General features: G+C 37.8%; 20 protein-coding genes, 1 riboswitch and 1 other annotated feature. Of the genes, 7 read left to right on the plus strand and 13 right to left on the minus strand.

The annotated features are described in order from the left end of the window. Nucleotides 1–44: 44 nt before the first annotated feature. The 5 genes from FC748_RS14835 to FC748_RS14855 all read right to left on the minus strand — a co-directional run bounded on the left by FC748_RS14835 (nt 45) and on the right by FC748_RS14855 (nt 3,111). Nucleotides 45–1,235: an amidohydrolase gene (locus tag FC748_RS14835; RefSeq protein ID WP_024362835.1), complete on the minus strand. Its 1,191-nt coding sequence runs from the start codon at nt 1,233–1,235 to the stop codon at nt 45–47. Between the two features lie 237 nt (nt 1,236–1,472). Then, a complete protein-coding gene (locus FC748_RS14840; RefSeq protein ID WP_024362834.1) occupies nt 1,473–1,853 on the minus strand; it encodes a DUF423 domain-containing protein in 381 nt (126 codons plus the stop codon). A gap of 61 nt (nt 1,854–1,914) precedes the next feature. After that, nucleotides 1,915–2,181 carry a YwdI family protein gene (locus FC748_RS14845; protein WP_024362833.1) on the minus strand — a complete coding sequence of 89 codons (267 nt, stop codon included), beginning with the start codon at nt 2,179–2,181 and terminating at the stop codon, nt 1,915–1,917. After that, nucleotides 2,178–2,357 carry a uracil-DNA glycosylase gene (locus tag FC748_RS14850; protein ID WP_108030635.1) on the minus strand — a complete coding sequence of 60 codons (180 nt, stop codon included), beginning with the start codon at nt 2,355–2,357 and terminating at the stop codon, nt 2,178–2,180. The genes FC748_RS14845 and FC748_RS14850 overlap by 4 nt, the downstream gene beginning before the upstream one ends. Before the next feature lie 76 nt (nt 2,358–2,433). Further along, a complete protein-coding gene (locus tag FC748_RS14855) occupies nt 2,434–3,111 on the minus strand; it encodes a uracil-DNA glycosylase (protein ID WP_024362831.1) in 678 nt (225 codons plus the stop codon). 171 nt (nt 3,112–3,282) lie between these two features. Here FC748_RS14855 and thiD point away from each other — a divergent pair, with 171 nt between their 5' ends. Continuing rightward, entirely contained in the window at nt 3,283–4,113 is an 831-nt protein-coding gene (thiD, locus tag FC748_RS14860; RefSeq protein WP_024362830.1) for a bifunctional hydroxymethylpyrimidine kinase/phosphomethylpyrimidine kinase, read from the plus strand. A 396-nt stretch (nt 4,114–4,509) separates the two neighbouring features. Here the strand turns inward: thiD and FC748_RS14865 are convergent, their stop codons facing one another. Continuing rightward, nucleotides 4,510–5,058: an acyl-CoA thioesterase gene (locus FC748_RS14865; protein ID WP_024362829.1), complete on the minus strand. Its 549-nt coding sequence runs from the start codon at nt 5,056–5,058 to the stop codon at nt 4,510–4,512. Nucleotides 5,059–5,222: 164 nt separating this feature from the next. Between FC748_RS14865 and FC748_RS14870 the strand changes: the two genes are divergently transcribed. The 3 genes from FC748_RS14870 (at nt 5,223) to bshB2 (ending at nt 7,138) form a co-directional block, all read left to right on the plus strand. Continuing rightward, on the plus strand, nt 5,223–5,504 hold the full coding sequence (locus FC748_RS14870) for a hypothetical protein (protein ID WP_024362828.1): 282 nt from the start codon (nt 5,223–5,225) through the stop codon (nt 5,502–5,504). Nucleotides 5,505–6,084: 580 nt separating this feature from the next. Next, nucleotides 6,085–6,435, plus strand: a complete 351-nt coding sequence (locus FC748_RS14875; protein WP_024362827.1) for a YojF family protein — start codon at nt 6,085–6,087, stop codon at nt 6,433–6,435. A 13-nt stretch (nt 6,436–6,448) separates the two neighbouring features. Then, nucleotides 6,449–7,138 (plus strand): bacillithiol biosynthesis deacetylase BshB2, encoded by a 690-nt coding sequence (gene bshB2, locus FC748_RS14880; protein ID WP_024362826.1) that lies wholly within the window; start codon nt 6,449–6,451, stop codon nt 7,136–7,138. Between the two features lie 40 nt (nt 7,139–7,178). Here the strand turns inward: bshB2 and FC748_RS14885 are convergent, their stop codons facing one another. Next, nucleotides 7,179–7,925, minus strand: coding sequence for a MeeY/MeeF family manganese export membrane protein (locus tag FC748_RS14885; RefSeq protein WP_025218555.1), 747 nt, complete (start codon nt 7,923–7,925; stop codon nt 7,179–7,181). A gap of 281 nt (nt 7,926–8,206) precedes the next feature. On the opposite strand from FC748_RS14885, the gene ilvA reads away from it, so the two are divergent. Then, nucleotides 8,207–9,469: a threonine ammonia-lyase IlvA gene (ilvA, locus tag FC748_RS14890; RefSeq protein WP_024362824.1), complete on the plus strand. Its 1,263-nt coding sequence runs from the start codon at nt 8,207–8,209 to the stop codon at nt 9,467–9,469. A 194-nt stretch (nt 9,470–9,663) separates the two neighbouring features. On the opposite strand, the gene FC748_RS14895 is transcribed toward ilvA, so the two are convergent. From FC748_RS14895 to FC748_RS14920, 6 genes are all read right to left on the minus strand, one after another. Continuing rightward, on the minus strand, nt 9,664–11,061 hold the full coding sequence (locus tag FC748_RS14895) for a right-handed parallel beta-helix repeat-containing protein (RefSeq protein WP_108030636.1): 1,398 nt from the start codon (nt 11,059–11,061) through the stop codon (nt 9,664–9,666). Nucleotides 11,062–11,184: 123 nt separating this feature from the next. Next, on the minus strand, nt 11,185–11,979 hold the full coding sequence (locus FC748_RS14900) for an ABC transporter ATP-binding protein (protein WP_108030637.1): 795 nt from the start codon (nt 11,977–11,979) through the stop codon (nt 11,185–11,187). Continuing rightward, on the minus strand, nt 11,972–13,000 hold the full coding sequence (locus tag FC748_RS14905; protein WP_024362821.1) for an ABC transporter permease: 1,029 nt from the start codon (nt 12,998–13,000) through the stop codon (nt 11,972–11,974). The genes FC748_RS14900 and FC748_RS14905 overlap by 8 nt, the downstream gene beginning before the upstream one ends. 226 nt (nt 13,001–13,226) lie before the next feature. Beyond that, nucleotides 13,227–14,249, minus strand: coding sequence for an ABC transporter substrate-binding protein (locus FC748_RS14910; RefSeq protein ID WP_024362820.1), 1,023 nt, complete (start codon nt 14,247–14,249; stop codon nt 13,227–13,229). Between the two features lie 466 nt (nt 14,250–14,715). Next, the gene (locus tag FC748_RS14915) at nt 14,716–15,231 is read right to left on the minus strand and encodes a hypothetical protein (protein WP_108030638.1); all 516 of its coding nucleotides are present in this window, start codon (nt 15,229–15,231) and stop codon (nt 14,716–14,718) included. Nucleotides 15,232–15,315: 84 nt separating this feature from the next. Next, nucleotides 15,316–15,702 (minus strand): hypothetical protein, encoded by a 387-nt coding sequence (locus FC748_RS14920; protein WP_108030639.1) that lies wholly within the window; start codon nt 15,700–15,702, stop codon nt 15,316–15,318. Nucleotides 15,703–16,227: 525 nt separating this feature from the next. Further along, a riboswitch (PreQ1 riboswitch) is annotated at nt 16,228–16,272 on the plus strand. 6 nt (nt 16,273–16,278) lie between these two features. Between FC748_RS14920 and FC748_RS14925 the strand changes: the two genes are divergently transcribed. Both FC748_RS14925 and trpB read left to right on the plus strand, forming a co-directional pair. Beyond that, entirely contained in the window at nt 16,279–16,761 is a 483-nt protein-coding gene (locus tag FC748_RS14925) for a QueT transporter family protein (RefSeq protein ID WP_024362817.1), read from the plus strand. Between the two features lie 136 nt (nt 16,762–16,897). Next, nucleotides 16,898–17,094 (plus strand) — a binding site (T-box leader). A 59-nt stretch (nt 17,095–17,153) separates the two neighbouring features. Then, nucleotides 17,154–18,329 carry a tryptophan synthase subunit beta gene (trpB, locus tag FC748_RS14935; protein WP_025218550.1) on the plus strand — a complete coding sequence of 392 codons (1,176 nt, stop codon included), beginning with the start codon at nt 17,154–17,156 and terminating at the stop codon, nt 18,327–18,329. The last annotated feature ends 250 nt before the right edge of the window (nt 18,330–18,579 follow it).

Genomic DNA, 18,579 nt, shown 5'->3' on the forward strand with positions numbered 1-18,579 from the left:
TTTTTTGCCGCGCAGTTGTTATCCGATTCTACAACTACCAGCAACTATTCATTTTCTTCTGATGTTTTTTGTAAATATTGTAAAGTCGCTTTTCCTAATGTTTTTGCTGCAATGAGCATTGCACGTTCATCAAAATCAAAGCGGGCATGATGATGTGGATAGGCTGTTTGCCATTCTGGCTTTTTGGCACCTGTAAAGAAAAACGCACCAGGCACTTGTTCAAGATAATATGCAAAATCCTCCCCAATCATAAACGGCGGACATGTAATGACATTTTCCACCCCTGGAATTTCTGCCGCAAGCTGGGCAACAAATTGGGTTTCATTTGCATGATTATAGACAGGAGGATATCCTCTTGTATAACGATATTCATAACTTGCTCCGAAGGCAAGACAAGTAGCTTTTAAGACTGCTTCAAGCTCTTGTTCCATTTGTGTACGCACCTGCTCCTCAAAAGTTCGTACTGTACCAGTTAATGCCACTCGTTCTGCAATAACATTAAATGGATTAATGGCTTCAAAATGCCCAATTGTCAAAACTGCTGATTTTAATGGATCTATTCGTCGAGCGACTAATTGCTGGGCATTGATAACAAATTGAGAGGCTAGTACAACCGCATCAATGGAATGGTGTGGTTCTGCACCATGGCCTCCTTTTCCTTGAATAAGAATTTCTGCTTTATCGGCGGCTGCCATTATCGCTCCCTCTCTTACTAAAATATCCCCAAGTGGTGTTGGAGCCCATAAATGTGTCCCAAAGATTACATCGACCCCATCTAGGCAACCATCTTCAATCATCGGCTTTGCCCCGCCTGGTGCAACTTCCTCCGCATGTTGATGAATAAACACAACATTACCTACTAGGTCATCCTTCATTGCATTAAGCGCTTTAGCCAACCCAAGTAAAGTAGCTGTATGTCCATCATGTCCACATGCATGCATTTTACCGTCGATTAATGATTTATAAGGCACATCATTTTCTTCTTGAATAGCTAATGCATCAAAATCAGCACGTAACGCTACTGTTTGTCCTGTCTTTGCACCGCGTAACGTTGCCACAACGCCTCGTCCACCTACTTGTTCCCGTACTTCATGCCCTAACGCTCTATGAAAAGCTGCTATGTATGCAGGTGTTTCCACTTCTTCAAAAGATATTTCCGGATACTGATGTAGATGACGACGAATTGCTACCATCTCCTCATAGCCATCATCCAATAACGTAAATAATTTTTCCATATACCATTAACCTCGCTTTCTACTGTCGTTCCTTTTTTTAGTAATACTAGTGTACCCTACAAATCCTTACAAAAACAATAGGAATTAATATAATGAAAATGCTGTTTCTATTGTGGAAAGACGTTCTATTGATAAAAAAATAGTATGCCAGTTTACCTAGCATACTATTTTAAAGTTTAGGGACATACCCTCGTTACATATTTTTTATACAAATAACTGTGAGGAAAAATTCATTTATCATTTTGCATGTTTTAACGCACTAACGATAATTAGCACCCAACCAGCTAAAAATAACACACCACCAATTGGTGTAATTGCCCCTAATACTTTAATGCCACTTACCGCTAACACATATAAACTTCCTGCAAAAAAAACAATACCTAAATTAAAGAAAATACCTGCTAACTTTAATTGTTTTACCTCACCTAGTAATTTAGAGCTCATTAAAAGACCGATGACTAGCAGACCTGTAGCATGGAACATTTGGTATTGCACAGCTGTTTCCCAAATGCTAAGACCGTATTCATCTACAACATCTTTTAATGCATGTGCACCAAATGCACCTAGTGCCACTGCTAAAAAGCCATGAAGTGCACCTGTGACAATAAATTTTTTCATCGTTATTTACCCTACCTTTTTTCTAATACTCAATTTTTTAGTCTAATGTTGCCAGCACTAATTAAAAATCAAAGATTGAATCACCATTTGCACCATCATCATGTTGGATTTTTGCGGTATATAAATTGGATGGCTTTTGTTCAGTAGCTAACATTTGCGGTATAGGTTTTGACTGAACATTGGAAGTTTCAATAGGTAAATCCAGCACTACATCGCATAATGCCCGAATAGCTGTCAGTGCTTCACGCATTTGCTGTTCATTCGTTGCATTTTTTACACTAGCTAATTGTTTTTCAAGCTGCTGTATGACAGCTTCATATGATATCATTGCGCTCTCTCACCTTCTGCTTTTGGCACGAATTTTAGGCAGTTCATACCAGACGATTGTTTAACAACAACTGATGGCATTTGCTTCGTTTTAAAGCTATATGCCACACAAGCACGCGGTGTTTGCGGGTCCCACGTTACTTTGAAATATTGACATTTAAAACAATTTACCTGCATCGCTGTGCCCCTCTTTCTTCTATTATAAACTGTACCATGATTTTTCTAGTGTATAAAGCAAACGATTTGTGCCACTTTATACTAAACACCAATCAATCGGTTGCTCTCCCCACGCCAGTAATTGTGCATTGACTTGTGAATACGGTTTGCTACCAAAAAAGCCTCTATATGCACTTAATGGACTCGGATGTGGCGCTTCTAAGATGACATGTGGGGTTGCGTACTGATGAATTATTTGCTTTTTACGCTGCGCAGGCTTGCCCCATAGCACAAAGATGATTGGTTTTTGTCGTGCTGCAAGTTTATCAATAACCGTATCCGTAAACTGTTCCCAGCCTTGCTCCTTATGGGAGTGAGCTTGTCCTGCTCTTACTGTCAGCACTGTATTTAAAAGCATTACACCCTGCTCCGCCCATTTCGTCAAGGTGCCATGCTGTGGTATTGGACAACCAATATCATCTTGTAATTCCTGTAGCATATTGCGTAAGCTTGGTGGATGTGGGACATTGGGCTTTACAGAAAAGCTTAGACCATGCGCTTGATTCGGTCCATGGTACGGGTCTTGTCCTAAGATTACCACTTTTACATCATGATAAGCTGTGCAATAAAATGCATTCATAACATCATGCATTGGTGGATAAATGGTCTGTGTCGAATATTCATGGGCCACAAATTGACGTAAACGTTGATAATATGGTTTTTCTAATTCTTCTGCTAGTATTGTTTGCCAATCATTTGGGAATACTTCTTTCATTGAAATGCCCCTTTCTTTTATTTACAACGGTACAAAAAAATAACGTGTTATTCAAGTTTCAATTGATACTGACCATATAAAAATATTGATTTCTGACTATTTTTACAGAATCAGATTAAGACTATACTAAACGGTAGATTAAACTATTCTTTCATGAAGGAGATCTTTCACATGGCTCTTAAAAAAACTTTAACAATCGCAGGTTCAGATACATCTGGCGGCGCAGGCATGCAAGCCGACCTTAAAACTTTCCAAGAACATGGCACATACGGGATGGTGGCATTAACAGTAGTTGTGACAATGGATCCAAATGGATGGACACATAATGTAACGCCATTGCCAACAGAGCTTCTTCAAAAACAAATTGATACAGCATTATCAACAGGCATTGATGCAGTAAAAACAGGAATGCTTTCAACTGAGGAGATTATTCGTATAGCTGGTGAGGCAATCGCCAAGTCTGGTACTTCAAATGTTGTGATTGATCCTGTTATGGTATGCAAAGGGGATGACGAGGTTTTAAACCCTGGCAACACTGACGCTATGATTCAGCACTTGCTACCGCTTGCTGCCGTGACAACACCAAACCTTTTTGAAGCTGGACAATTAGCTGGTACAGGTACACCAAAGTCAATTGATGAGATGAAAACAGCGGCCAAAAAAATTCATGAACTAGGTGCAAAAGCAGTTGTCATTAAAGGCGGAAAAGCATTAGCAACTGAAAAAGCAACAGACTTATTTTTTGATGGTGCAACATTCTACTTATTAGAATCAGAAAAAGTCGCTTCTACGTTTAACCACGGTGCAGGCTGTACATTCGCTGCTTCTGTGACAGCTAATCTTGCCAATGGACTATCTGTCAAAGAAGCTGTAATTGAAGCAAAAGAATTTGTATCGGCTGCCATCGCACATGGTTGGGCGTTAAATGATTATGTAGGACCAGTTATGCACGGTGCTAAGTCTCGATTTGGTGCTCCAGCAGTTACTGTAACTGAAATTTAATAAACCGTAAAAAAGAAAAAGAGGCTAGGGCAAAAGAGAAAAAGTGTTAGATTGATGGCGGTCAATCTAACACTTTTTTGCTGAGCAGGAGTCACCTCCTTCGCTACCAACAACTAGTGAACCCTTTTAATTTTTTATTATTTATTGCAAAAGCAACAATAACTAAGTTAGCTATGTTCTCCATATAGCAAAAATTTATGAACACTTTTCTTCTGTTCCTTAAATTTTTCTACTTATGTCCCAGCCACTTTTTTGCGTAAATCGGTAGACGCTTGCCGAAAGGTTTACCAGCGTTTTTTTCTAGCTTATCAGCGATTTATGAGCTTTTACCAGCGTTTTCTCGTCGCTTACCCGCGAAGTACTGGCTTTTACCGGCGTTTCCCCTCTATTTACACTTTACATGTAATTTTCCATCAGTTCGAGCCGATAATCCCATGGATCATTCATGGATATAAAACTAGCTAATGCCTTGCTTTCTTTTTTGCGCTCAGCCCGCACTTTTGCTCTTTCAGAAGCAGTCTCGTGCAATTTTGTTTCCTCAACTGTTTCAGGTATAACGCGTGGTACTGCAGCAGGCCGATTTTGTTCATCTAGTGCTACAAAGGTTAATAAAGCAGTGGCTGCAACTTTACGTTCACCTGTTTTTAAATTTTCGGAGATGACTTTCACAAACACCTCCATCGAGGAAGTTCCAGTCCATGTTACATATGACTCAAAATAGACAGAATCTGTAGGACGAATCGGATGTAAGAAATCGACCGAATCGGTGGAAGCAGTGACACAATCTCTCCGACTATGCTTAGCAGCGGAAATTGATGCGACCTGATCAATATCGCTCATTAAACGACCACCAAAAAGAGTATTATGATTGTTTACATCATTCGGAAAAACACGACTTGTCCGCATAACCCTTGATTCCTTACAAAACTTATAATCTTTTATCACATCAATTCCCCCTATTACTTTTTTCTACTATAATGCAATATATTTCTAAAAAAAGCAATTAAATTATCTGAATATTACAATACTTTACATTTGCATAATAAAAGCGGACAAGATACCGTAGCACAACACATGCCATATATTAGCTGTATATGGGAGGGAGACGTATGAAAAAACATAAATCTGAGGAGACAACTGAAGAATCACGCTTGTTAGCTGGAGAAATAACATCTTCTAAAATGGAAGTAATCGCTTCAATTGTATTAACCCTCGGGTATTCACTATCCACCCTCGCAACGATATTAGCGTTACAAGAGGAAGAGGAAGATGCGCAATTACTCGCTTCCAATTCACAAGATCAAAATCAACAATTTAAACAAATGTGTAAACAACTACAAAATGTTAATAATCGTTTAGAATCCATTGAAAAGAAACTTAATCGTTTTTAAAAGAGACATATCTTACTCCCACACGCTCCGCGATTAACCTTAGGAAACTTTAAGAGCAATCTGATTTTGATTCCCATTATTGCAAAAAAACCACAATTCTCCGTCATAAAAGAGAATTGTGGCTTTTTTACTATACTATGATAATGAGCTTTCATGTCTTCTTTGCACGCTACAGCCCTATACCAGATGGAGAAGGACGTCATCTATTGTACCAAGATAGAAATCGTTTTTGTCTAGCTTATATTCCCCTTCTGCATGGTGAACTGTCACTCTACGTGTGAAGAAGTCAAATATGCAACATCTTTTCGTATTGTGAAACCGCATACAAAATAAAACGACACTTTTTGTACAAATTTGCTTTCACACTTTATATATTGATACATCGCAATAACTTTTTCAAGAATTTTGCTTAAAGAAATTGCAAGGGAATTATAGCCATTTTCAATCCCTATTTCTATCCAATTTTCAAACACTCCACAAAAGAACCCAACATAAATTTGTCATAAAAAGGACATTCAATTTCCCTTTATGACCTTTTTTGACTATACTTAATAAAGAAATAATCGAGAGGAGTGTTAAGATGCAAGAAGTACAAGTAGAGACGTTGCAGGAATTATTGAATTCTTTCGCCAACAAAGACGTTTATATTCATCTTGAGACGACAAACGGTTCTTACGCAGCACACTACGATGAAAAATTTTTTAATGCTGGGGCTTTTATTCGTAATGCCAAAATTAATTACGAACTGGCTAAAGTAGTGGATGACTCTCCACATCGTGTCGGTTTAAAAATGGCACATGGTTGGGTTTATGCTCAAGGTATTACACATTATGAATTAGATGATTTAGGCCGTTTGTTAATGGCTGGACTAGACTATTCAGGTAAATTGGCGATAGCACTGGAAATTAGCGAAACGCCATTTACTTATTAAGGGGGACGACTATTTGAATTTACAACCACAACGTCATATTTTAATTGTTTACCCTCACCCAGATGATGAGGCTTTTTCAGTTGCTGGAACGATTGCCTATTATACTAAAAAGATGAATACACCTGTTACATATGCCTGTTTAACATTAGGTGAAATGGGTCGTAATTTAGGAAATCCACCATTTGCTACGCGTGAATCGTTGCCAGAAATACGCCGCAAGGAGCTTGTCGCTGCTGCTGACGCTATGGGCATTCAAGATTTACGTATGCTAGGCTTACGCGATAAAACAATTGAATTTGAAGACGACGAAAAAATGGTCAAGCTTGTAGAAGGTTTAATTGAAGAATTAATGCCGTCGCTTATTTTTACTTTCCTTCCTGGCTTCGCGGTGCATCCTGACCATGAAGCAACTGCACGGGCCGTTGTAGAGGCTGTGCGTCGCATGCCTAAAGCAGCGCGACCTCAAATTTTTGGCTGCGCCTTTGCTAACGATACAATTGCTAAAAATGGTGAACCACATGTCGAAATCGACATCCGTGAAATGAAGATGGATAAAGTAAAGGCTTTACAAGCGCATGCTTCTCAAACTGGTTGGATGATGCAAGAAACAGAAAAACGCATTGATGACGGCGAGCCAATGAGCGAGAGCTGGCTGAATGTTGAAAAGTTCTACATTGTTAACCCTGATAATTATGTAAAATAATACAAAAAAGCGGTTGTAACCTTTTAAGGCACAACCGCTTTTATTTAGCTATTTTTAATTTATTAAACACATGGATAATCATCGTCAAACCAAAGGCAATGACTAAAATAATAAAAAATAAATAATGCGGTACATATATACCAAATACAGTCACTAACATTTTAAGCGCAATAATCCCAATTATGATAAATGCCGTCGCCTCAAGCTCTGGAATTTTTTCGATAATAATTAAAAATAATCCTGCAATTGTTCGCATCATTAATATACCAAGCATGCCGCCTATTAATAACACCCAAACCTGATCAGATATTGCAAAGGCAGCAAAAATGGAATCAACCGAAAACGCAATATCCATTAGCTCTACAGAAATAACAGTAGCCCAAAATACGCCAAATATCCGCACCATTATTCCAGACTTTTTTACTTCTTTGACACTGTCCTCTTGTCCTAGTTGTAAAAAATGCGCAATACTAATCCACCCTAAATACAACGCTCCCAACACTTTAATAAACCAAAACTCTACTAAATACACGCCAATTCCGATAAATAAAAAACGGAAAAAATAAGCCCCTAGCATACCATACATTAACGCCCGTTTACGTTGCTTATCGGGTAAATGTTTGACAAGTACCGCTAGTACGAGCGCATTATCTGCCGACAGTAATCCCTCAATGACAATGAGCGATGAAATTAATCCCCACGATACTGGATCTGCTAATACTTTTTTCCACATATCCCAATCGAAAAATTGCATATATGTAGAAAGTATCCCATGAATAATGTCCAAATGCTTACCCCCTACTTGTCCTAAACTAATATATGCTCGGCGTTCTTCGTTATGAAAGTTTCTCCTTCTGTCATTTTTAAAAAATTTTTGATAATTCAATTTCTAGAAAACTCGAACAATAGACGTTTTTTCTCGAACATCATAAATTATGCTACTTCCATGTAATAAGATAAGAAAATGGACACCGAAAATTTAGAATTTACTAAAAATTTATAACAAAAATCGAAAAAAATATGCTATCATAGATGAATGTTTTACACGTAAAACGGAGGATGAATACTATGGAAGTTGCTGACACTAAAACAGTGCAAGTAGAGAATATCTTAATTGCACATCACTTTTTAAAAGATGTAGTCGTGCATACGCCACTACAGAAAAACGATTATTTATCAGAGAAATACGGAGCTAATATTTATTTCAAACGTGAGGATTTACAGCATGTTCGCTCATTTAAACTTCGCGGTGCTTACTATAAAATTAAAAAAATCGAGGAAGAAGCACGCATTAACGGCGTTGTCTGTGCCAGTGCGGGAAATCATGCACAAGGTGTTGCTTATGCCTGCGCACAGTTAAAAATTCAAGCGAGCATCTTCATGCCTCAAACAACCCCAAAACAAAAAATCGACCAAGTGCGTATGTTTGGCCGTGATTACGCTGAAATTATTTTAGCAGGAGATACGTTTGATGATGCTGCTGAAAGTGCAATGGCCTACTGCGAAGAACAAAGTAAAATTTTTATCCACCCATTCGACGATTTTGACGTCATCGCTGGACAAGGCACAGTTGCTGTTGAAATTATGAATGACATGGAAGAACCAATCGACTATGTTTTCGGAAGTATTGGCGGCGGTGGATTAATGTCAGGTGTTTCAGCTTATGTGAAAAACCTTTCCCCAAACAGTAAAATTATCGGTGTAGAGCCAGCCGGTGCAGGCAGTATGAAAGCTGCATTTGCAGAAGGTGGCGCAGTGGCACTCGATTGGATTGACAAATTCGTTGACGGTGCTGCCGTAAAATGCGTCGGTCACCACACTTATGATGTTTGTCGCCGTTATTTAGACGATATCGTGCTTGTTCCCGAAGGAAAAGTATGTACAACCATATTAGATTTGTACAATAAACACGCGATTATAGCTGAACCCGCTGGCGCATTATCAGTTGCTGCTCTTGACAGTTATAAAGAAGAGATTAAAGGCAAATCTGTTGTAGTTATTATTAGTGGTGGTAATAACGATATTGGGCGTATGCAAGAGATTAAAGAGAAATCTTTAATTCACGAAGGATTACTATACTACTTTATCGTAAGTTTCCCTCAACGTGCAGGTGCACTTCGTCAATTCCTAACAAGCGTCCTTGGACCAAATGATGATATTACAACTTTTGAATATACGAAGAAAAACAATAAAGAGAGCGGTCCTGCATTAGTGGGTATCGAGCTAGGCAATCGCGATGATTATGAAGGATTGTTAAAACGCATGAAAGAGTTTGGTTTCAACTACAAAGAAGTAAATAACGACATCCAATTATTTGGCCTACTCGTGTAAGGGTCTTTGAGGGCTACTAAAAGGAAAATAGCGCACTAGAAATAGTTCTAGTACGCTATTTTTTATAAGTGCCAGGCACTCAAACAATTCTGAATTCTGACATAACGAAGCTCCCTAGATTACAGCATGGAATTATTAACAGTAGCATAGACCCACAAAACAAATAAGAACAATACGAGTCCTAGAATACAAAATCAAAATACAATTTTTCTTGCAAGAGAATCCTCTTTTAACCTAAAATCATATTTGTTTGCATTTTGATATTTCGGATCTATATAGCTAGACTTCTCATCACTTTTTGAGGCTTTTTGAAATTTAGGAAAAGATGTATATTCTTTCTCTTTCCATATCCAAATACCCGTTTCTCCTTTTTCTTTATGGAATACATTCTTTTGTAGTTTATTTTTTTGATTGGCTGTAAAATAGTTGGAGATAAAAATCCGCGATGGTCCAGCGGTTAAAACATTTCTTTCTATCACATTGTTTTTTGTATCATATTGTAATAATAGCTGTCCCCCATCTAGCCCCTTCGTGTCATTTCGATAAAGAATATTTTGAGAGATAGTAGAATTAATCGTACCTCCCCGATTTTCATCATACCCACCAATCGATATCCCAGTGTAAAAGTTTTCATAAATAATATTGTTTATTATTTTAATGTTATCAGCGTATTTTTTAGCATGCTCAGAAGTTGCTTCTATTCCAATATCACTTTTATAAACGGTATTCTTTTCAATGGTTATATTTTTGCCACCATCTACATAAATTCCGCCAGCAGCATAATCTTCCCCATAAGCTGGATTGCCATAAGAGGATATTTCATAAACTATATTATTCTTTACGATGCCATTCCGTACAAAGTCCACTTTTTTATCATTTGAAATGCCTTCATAACCAATTAGGTCAATTCCGATATTATCAATACGGCGAACTATATTATTTTCTACTTTAAAAACGTCAATATTGCCATTTAGAACAAGAGATTCACTTGCCCCTAGTTTCAAATCTTCCAACGTATTATTTGAAATATTTATATCTTTCATTGTGCCAGTCCCGTATATAGCAATCCCATGGCCATTCCCATCATCTGCATGGGTTTCAATGCGCTGCACATGATTATTGTCTAGTGTAATATGGCTACTAGAACCTGTTACATAAATCCCCATTATTGTTTCGCCTGCTAAATCAGTAGATAAATCCTGGATAGTTAGTCCACTGATGGTCACGTAATTCTTATTATTTATCACCACTAAGGCTACATCCTCTTCAACATCCTTCAAGTCCTTTCCACTAAGGACAACCTTTTCCTTGTTGTAGGATTTAAATGTAATTGGTTTTGACTTGGTGCCACTATGTTTTACGACAAGTTTTTCATGATAATTTCCTTTTCGTATGAGGACGGTAGTACCGGCGCTTGCTTCTAAAGCCGCTTTTTTTAATGTACGAAATGGCTTTGATTTTGTACCAACATTATCATCATGTCCATTTGTCGCAACGTAAATAACTTGATCCTGCTTATCTTCATTATTGTTTAAAACAAAGACAATCACCATAGCAACTGCTACCAAGAGGATAAAATAAAATTTTTTCATCAAATCATTCCTTATTGAATATATTTCATAACTTTAATAATACAAGTAACAGGCACCAAAACAATTCAGAATTTTCACTAGCACAATAAAAAACGCCCATACCTATGTATGGGCGTTTAATCATTAACCTAGCAATGCACGGTCAGAATTCATTTTTTCACCGCGAATGCGTTCGAATTCAGCCATTAAATCAGGAATTGTCAGTTCATGTTTGCGATCCTCGCCGACCTCCAAGATAATCTGACCTTTATCCATCATAATAAGACGGTTTCCTAAATCCAATGCTTGTTGCATATTGTGCGTGACCATTAGCGTCGTAAGATTGTCCTTTTCAACTAAATGCTTCGTAATACGCGTAATAAGCTCCGCACGCGAAGGGTCAAGCGCTGCGGTATGCTCATCTAGCAATAGAATGGATGGCTTCGTAAACGTAGCCATTAACAGTGATAATGCCTGACGCTCACCGCCCGAAAGCAAGCCAACCTTTGCGGATAAGCGACTTTCTAAGTTTAAGCCTAGCTTTTCTAATGATTCCTTAAAAAATTGTCGACGTTTCTTATCAACGCCAATACGTAGACCGCGACTTTTGTTTCTTGAATACGCAAGTGCTAAGTTTTCTTCAATCGTCATAGTCGGTGCTGTTCCCGCCATTGGGTCCTGAAACACGCGACCAATGAAATGAGACCGTTTATATTCTGGCAAACTTGTGACATTATTACCGTCTATTAATACGGAACCAAAGTCTGGTGTTAACGCACCAGAAATCATATTCATCATCGTAGATTTACCCGCACCATTACTGCCGATAATTGTAACAAAATCGCCTGGTTTTAAATGTAAGTTTATTTCAGCAAGTGCAATTTTCTCATCGGGTGTACCTTCATTAAAAATTTTATTAATACCGTCTAATTTAAGCAAGGCCTTTTCCTCCCTGCTCTACCGTTTTCACTTGCGAACGTTCTGCTGCCCGTTTTGCTTTGCGCTTTCGTTCTTTGTTTTTTTCGACAAACTGAGGAACGACAAGTGCTAAAATAACAATAATAGCCGTAATGAGTTTCATATCACCTGAATCAAGGAAATCGACGCGCAATGCTAACGCTAAAATAATGCGGTAAATAATAGCACCAGCGATTACAGCCAATGTAGTACGCATAATTGTTTTTGTACCAAAGATGGCTTCCCCTATAATAACCGAAGCAAGACCGATAACAATCATACCGATCCCCATACTAACATCCGAAAACTTCGAATATTGTGCGATTAAAGCTCCAGAAAATGCGACAAGTGCATTCGAAAGACCAAGACCAAGAATAATAAGCGTATCTGTATTCGCAGAGAAACTACGAATCATACGTTTATTATCACCTGTTGCTCGAATAGCTAGCCCGACTTCTGTTTTTAAGAACCAGTCCGCAATAAATTTAATTAAAATCGTGATGAGTAAAACTACAATCAACGTACCCCAAGTTGACGGTACTTGCTGAATGCCGATGCTTTTTAATACGTTATTTAATGCCGCATCGATACCTAAATTACTCCAAAATGTTTGAAACTTTGAAAACAAGGTTTCAGAGTTTAATAATGGAATATTCGGACGACCTATCGTATTTTCTGCAGTTAACCCCATGATGCGTAAGTTAAGCGAATACAAGGCAATCATCATTAAAATCCCTGATAATAGCGGATTAATCTTCCCTTTTGTGTGAAGAATTCCTGTCATACATCCTGCAATAAATCCAGCAACAATTGCCACTAAAGTCGCTAAGATTGGGTGGTAGCCAAGCAGAATCATTGTTGCTGCCGTAGCCGCCCCTGTTACAAAGCTTCCATCAACCGTTAAATCCGGAAAGTCTAACACACGGAATGTTAAGTAAACACCGAGTGCCATAATTGCATAGATGATTCCTTGCTCCACTGAGCCAAATATTGCTGTAAACATTGTTGAATCATCTCCTAAAAATTATCGTATCAATTATACCGAGCCGTCATTGCGCCAAGATGTTATCTAGCTTGTTCAAAAGCTTCTCTTAAAATCTGTAAAATTTACTTGGAACTCAAATCTCTTATTGATAAACGTAAAGATTGTCTGCTTTAACAAGTTAAAATGAAGAGAAAGCGGGGATAGTTCTCCCCCGCTTCAGCTCAAATGTAACATGACTTATGCATTATTTTTCTAAAAGCTCTGCGCCCCAAGAATCTTTAATTTCAATCCCTAATTCATCAGCAACTTTTTTGTTCACTACTAATTTTAAGTTTTGTGGATATTGAGCTGGTGTATCAGCAGGTGTTGCTTCACCTTTTAAGATTTTGACAGCCATTTGACCAGCTTCATAGCCGATATCATAGTACTCAAAGCCGTATGCAGCTAAGCCACCACGTTCTACAGAATCAAGCTCACCAACAATAAGCGGTAATTTATTTGCTTTTGCTACATCAATAACAGATTCTAATGCAGAAACAACTGTATTATCCGTAATAATATAAAAAGCCTCTACTTTACCAATTAACGATTCAGCCGCTTGTTTAACATCCGCTGAAGTTGCAGCTGAAGCCTCTTTTACTTCAAGACCTTGTTCAGCCATCACTTTTTTCACTTCTGTTACTTGTGCTACTGAATTTTGCTCACCAGCATTGTAAACCATACCGACGTTTTTAGCGCCAAGTTCTTTTAATAATGCTACCGTTTTAGAAATCGTATCAGGATGTAAATCAATTGTTCCCGTTACATTTTTCCCTGGTTTGTCCATCGAATCAATTAACTGCGCGCCCACTGCATCTGTCACAGAAGTAAAGATAATTGGAATATCGCCCGTTGCCGTAGCTGCTGCTTGTGCAGAAGGTGTAGAGTTAGCAAAAATTAAATCTACGTTTGCACTTACTAGGTTATTGGCAATTGTTGTATTTAAGCTGTTATCACCTTGTGCAATTTGTGCATCATATTCCACTTTTAAGCCAGAATCCTCAATCGCTTTTTTGAACCCTTCTGTTGCAGCATTTAAAGATGGATGCTCTACAATTTGAGTAATCCCGATTTTATATGTTTTTTGATCTACACTACCGCTCTCACTTGCACTATTTTTTTCGTCACCTTTTGCATCTGATGAACTAGAACTACCGCTACCACAAGCAGCAAGCAATAATAATAATCCAAATAATAGGAACGAAAGCTGTTTCATATTGCGCTTCACAAATAATCCCCCCGACTAATACTCTATTATCTATCACACTTCACTCGAGCAAAGTGTGAATGTATCGCTATATTATCGTTATTATCGCTATTCGTCAACAACATTATGAATGTTCTGACTTTTAAATTTGACAAAATATTTTACTTTTTCACTTAATTTGTCGCTTTAAACCGCTAAACTACTACATTTCTTAATTTATAATTCTTTTGTAATATAATAATAATTGTATGGCAATTTTTCGAAAGTTAAAGGTTGCCTTCATAATCCAAAAATCGATAAGAGCATAATAGAATTTGGGACAAAAGAGAAAAGCGTTAAATTGACCGCAGTCAATCTAACGCTTTTTTACTATATCGTTGATGTCCACTTCGGATGGTGATTTCCGGGGGCACACCGTAAACAGCAAGAATGCGAGGTGTCCTCATCTTGCATTGAGTGCACGTCTTGCCTTCACTGCGCCATTTAATTAACTACTTACAGATTCAATAGTAGCAAAAATTTGCGAGTAAACATCTTGAATATTCTGTTTCTTTTCCAACTTATATCTCCATGTATGTTCTTTAATTTTCTCATCAGTTCCTAAATCGAGAAACCCTGTTGCGACATTAGCAGTGTCAACATCAATAATATCATCATACTGAACACCTTCATTGACAAATGGTACATGTACTTTAGTCGATTGCATAAAAAATGTAGGAATTTTTAACGACCTATAAGCAGCTACATATTGGTCATCATCTGCTTCATGTAAAAATTCTTTCATAATCATAATGGCATCTAGCTCTTTAGATAGGGATTCCGTATTATTTTTTAACTTCTCAAAAGTAATATCTTGAAAATCTACATTTTCTTCCCTTACTTCTGGAATCGCCCCAATTACCCCAATTTTTAAATCCCGCCCTTGGTAAATTCCAAATTCTGTATTGTTACACCCAACGAGACAGATTAAAACCCAGATAAGCAAAGATGCAATTTTCTTCAAACGACATCCCTCCAGTTACGGATAATATCATTTTACTTTATCCTATCTAATAACCTAACACACCCCGTTTTGTCCTTAAGATTGTTAATTATGCATAATATTACTAGTTGAGGCAACCGAATAAGTAGCACTAAAAACTGTAGTAACTCCAGCAGTGCCTGTATGTGTAGTTGATGTAGATTCATAAAAATTTCCATTCACTGTATAATAAAAGTGACCATTGTATAATTCAACTACTATTGTACCTTGAAAAGATATTGGGTTTGCACGAAACTCTTGAAGAAGTGGTTTCGTATTTGTATCTATATATTGCGCACCACCACGGCACAACACATTCAGATACACAAGAAGAGTTGGTTTATAGGATCTATTTGGAATTGTTACTGGTGTACTTGTAGCTAACCATCCACAAGACGGATTTGATGTAACAGACCTTGCTATTGGCTTAGCTTGTGCTAAACTATCTGACATTGCCTGGTAAGCTTCGTCTAAAGAAACACCTTTTTTTCTGCATAATGTTCAGCGACTTGTTCATCAGTTAGTTCTATCGTAATTTCTTCACCTGAGCTTAAGATTGCATCCAACTCTGCCTCACTCATATTTTTCCCATCTATAATTATGTTTGAATTAGTTTCATCATTAGCCTTTACATCTGAATCAATTAATGAAAAAAAATCAAAGGAAATAGTGTGAGTTTAAGTATCCTCATCTTGCTTTGCGCCCCTTTTTCCTTTTTCAAATTCATCTTAAAATTATTAAGTCCTCTGAATGGTTGCTATAGCAAATTTGAATATACTCGAGTTAATTTAATTTTATCGAGAACAGTACCGACATTTCAACCGACATTTTTTCTGTCGGTACACCCGTTCTTTATCCTTAAAAACAGGAAATTTTTACATCCCACACAAAAGATGAAATACTACGAATATTCGTGCTATATCTATTTTTCATAGAGCTATTTACAAACCCGCACCATTACTGCTATGATTGCACTTGCTTTACGTGGTTCGTAACCATCCCACGAAAAAAAACTAAGGAGAAATGAATATGAAAGTGAAATTTTTAGCAGCAAGTGGCATTATTGCCGCGCTCTATATTGCTGTTACAATGCTCGTCGCACCATTTGGTTTTACAGAGGTGCAATTCCGCGTATCGGAAATTTTTAATCATTTAGTTGCCTTTAACCCTCGCTTTGCCGTTGGGATTATTATGGGTGTGTTTATTTCAAATCTATTTTCACCACTTGGTGCCTATGATTTAGTGTTTGGCGTTGGACAGACAATGATTACGCTTGGCTTGTTAATTGTGATTTGTAAATTTGTCCAAAATATATGGGCGCGTTTAATCATAAACACATTTTTATTTACATCCACAATGTTTATCATTGCCTTCGAGCTGAACTTAGCATTAGAATTACCATTCCTGTGGACATGGTTAACTGTCGCAGCCGGTGAATTTGTTGTATTAGCAGTCGGTGCACCGATTATGTATATGCTCAACAAGCGCCTAAATTTCAAAAATATGATTTAATAGACGAGTCTTTTCGATTCGTCTTTTTTTTACTTTCGGGCGCACTCCCCCTGCTTTTCCTCTTACAATTAAGGCTACAAAAGTATTTTTTCTTTTTCTTGACACTATTCTGAAAATATATTAAAATTTTTCAATAATAAATGTGTAGAAGAAGAGGAGTAGCAAGCAATCGTACTTTTAGAGAGCTGATGGTTGGTGCAAATCAGTAGTATGGACTTGTGAATGGACTTCGGAGCAGCCTTACTAAAATAAGGCCGAACTAACTCCCCGTTACAGGAGTACAAGCGCGCATTTTTGCGAATAAAGGTGGCACCACGGTTACTCGTCCTTTTTATAGAGGATTGGAGTGACCTTTTTTTATGGAAAATTTAGAATAGAGGAGTCGAGAACAGATGGGTACAGCAGTAGAGCAAAAAGGATATTTTGGTGAATTTGGAGGCAGCTTCGTTCCTGAAGAGCTTCAAAATGTATTAAATATTTTAGATGAGAACTTCCAAAAATATAAAGATGATGAAGCGTTTAATCAAGAACTAGACTATTATTTCCGTGAATATATTGGCCGAAAATCGCCACTGTATTTTGCAGAAAATTTAACGAAGCAACTTGGCGGCGCTAAAATTTATTTAAAGCGTGAAGATTTAAATCATACTGGTTCACATAAAATCAATAATGTACTAGGTCAAATTTTACTTGCAAAACGCATGGGCGCTAATCGTGTTATTGCTGAGACGGGCGCAGGTCAACACGGTGTTGCAACAGCAACTGCTTGCGCTATGTTTGGCATGGATTGCACAGTCTACATGGGACTAGAAGATACAAAACGACAAGCATTAAATGTATTCCGTATGGAGTTATTAGGTGCTAAAGTTGTTGCCGTTGATAAAGGCCAAGGTCGTCTGAAAGATGCCGTAGACGAAGCATTTGCTGATTTAGTAGAAAACTATGAAACAACTTTCTATTTATTAGGCTCTGCAGTAGGACCGCATCCATTCCCTTCGATGGTGAAACATTTCCAATCAGTGATTAGCCGTGAGAGTCGTGAGCAAATTTTAGAAAAAGAAGGCAAACTCCCTACAGCAGTTCTTGCATGTGTCGGCGGCGGTAGTAATGCAATCGGTGCATTTGCAGAATATATCGCTGATGAAGGCGTTCGTTTAATCGGTATCGAACCAGAAAAAGCAGCAACATTAAATGAAGGTACTCCTGGTGAATTGCATGGTTTTAAATGTTTAGTATTGCAAGATGCACAAGGTAATCCATTACCAACATATTCAATTGCAGCTGGTCTTGACTACCCTGGGGCTGGCCCTGAACATAGTTATTTAAAAACAATTGGCCGCGCTGAATATGTAATCGTATCAAATGACGAAGTGCTAGAAGCATTCCAAGTACTTTCAAAAGTGGAGGGAATTATCCCTGCGCTAGAGAGCTCGCATGCTGTAGCACACGCTATAAAATTAGCACCAACACTATCACCTGACGAAAGTATTATTATTAATATTTCAGGTCGTGGAGATAAAGACGTTGAACAAGTATTCAATATGTTAAAAAATAAAGCTACACTATAAATTACTTTTTTACATTCAGATGCGTTCCGCGTGCACATGGCAAGCCACAACTCGCATCATATCGATAAAAAAGACAAAGCAGGCTTGGACAAAAGAGAAAAAGTGTTAGATTGACTGCCATCAATCTAACACTTTTTTGCTGCGCCGTTGTTGTCCGCTTCGGCGGTGCGTTCCGCTCAGCACAGTAAGCCGCAACCCTCGCTAATGCGCGGAATGACAGCGTCTTACGGTGTGTGCGTTCTAAGCAGGA

It is taken from the genome of Lysinibacillus sphaericus, from assembly GCF_005217585.1.
Taxonomy (GTDB): domain Bacteria; phylum Bacillota; class Bacilli; order Bacillales_A; family Planococcaceae; genus Lysinibacillus; species Lysinibacillus sphaericus.

Bases quoted from the DNA above. Each gene is read 5' to 3' on its own strand.
- FC748_RS14835 (WP_024362835.1), bottom strand. From the start codon at position 1,235: ATGGAAAAATTATTTACGTTATTGGATGATGGCTATGAGGAGATGGTA.
- FC748_RS14840 (WP_024362834.1), bottom strand. From the start codon at position 1,853: ATGAAAAAATTTATTGTCACAGGTGCACTTCATGGCTTTTTAGCAGTG.
- FC748_RS14845 (WP_024362833.1), bottom strand. From the start codon at position 2,181: ATGATATCATATGAAGCTGTCATACAGCAGCTTGAAAAACAATTAGCT.
- FC748_RS14850 (WP_108030635.1), bottom strand. From the start codon at position 2,357: ATGCAGGTAAATTGTTTTAAATGTCAATATTTCAAAGTAACGTGGGAC.
- FC748_RS14855 (WP_024362831.1), bottom strand. From the start codon at position 3,111: ATGAAAGAAGTATTCCCAAATGATTGGCAAACAATACTAGCAGAAGAA.
- thiD (WP_024362830.1), top strand. From the start codon at position 3,283: ATGGCTCTTAAAAAAACTTTAACAATCGCAGGTTCAGATACATCTGGC.
- FC748_RS14870 (WP_024362828.1), top strand. From the start codon at position 5,223: ATGAAAAAACATAAATCTGAGGAGACAACTGAAGAATCACGCTTGTTA.
- FC748_RS14875 (WP_024362827.1), top strand. From the start codon at position 6,085: ATGCAAGAAGTACAAGTAGAGACGTTGCAGGAATTATTGAATTCTTTC.
- ilvA (WP_024362824.1), top strand. From the start codon at position 8,207: ATGGAAGTTGCTGACACTAAAACAGTGCAAGTAGAGAATATCTTAATT.
- FC748_RS14895 (WP_108030636.1), bottom strand. From the start codon at position 11,061: ATGAAAAAATTTTATTTTATCCTCTTGGTAGCAGTTGCTATGGTGATT.
- FC748_RS14905 (WP_024362821.1), bottom strand. From the start codon at position 13,000: ATGTTTACAGCAATATTTGGCTCAGTGGAGCAAGGAATCATCTATGCA.
- FC748_RS14920 (WP_108030639.1), bottom strand. From the start codon at position 15,702: ATGTCAGATAGTTTAGCACAAGCTAAGCCAATAGCAAGGTCTGTTACA.
- FC748_RS14925 (WP_024362817.1), top strand. From the start codon at position 16,279: ATGAAAGTGAAATTTTTAGCAGCAAGTGGCATTATTGCCGCGCTCTAT.
- trpB (WP_025218550.1), top strand. From the start codon at position 17,154: ATGGGTACAGCAGTAGAGCAAAAAGGATATTTTGGTGAATTTGGAGGC.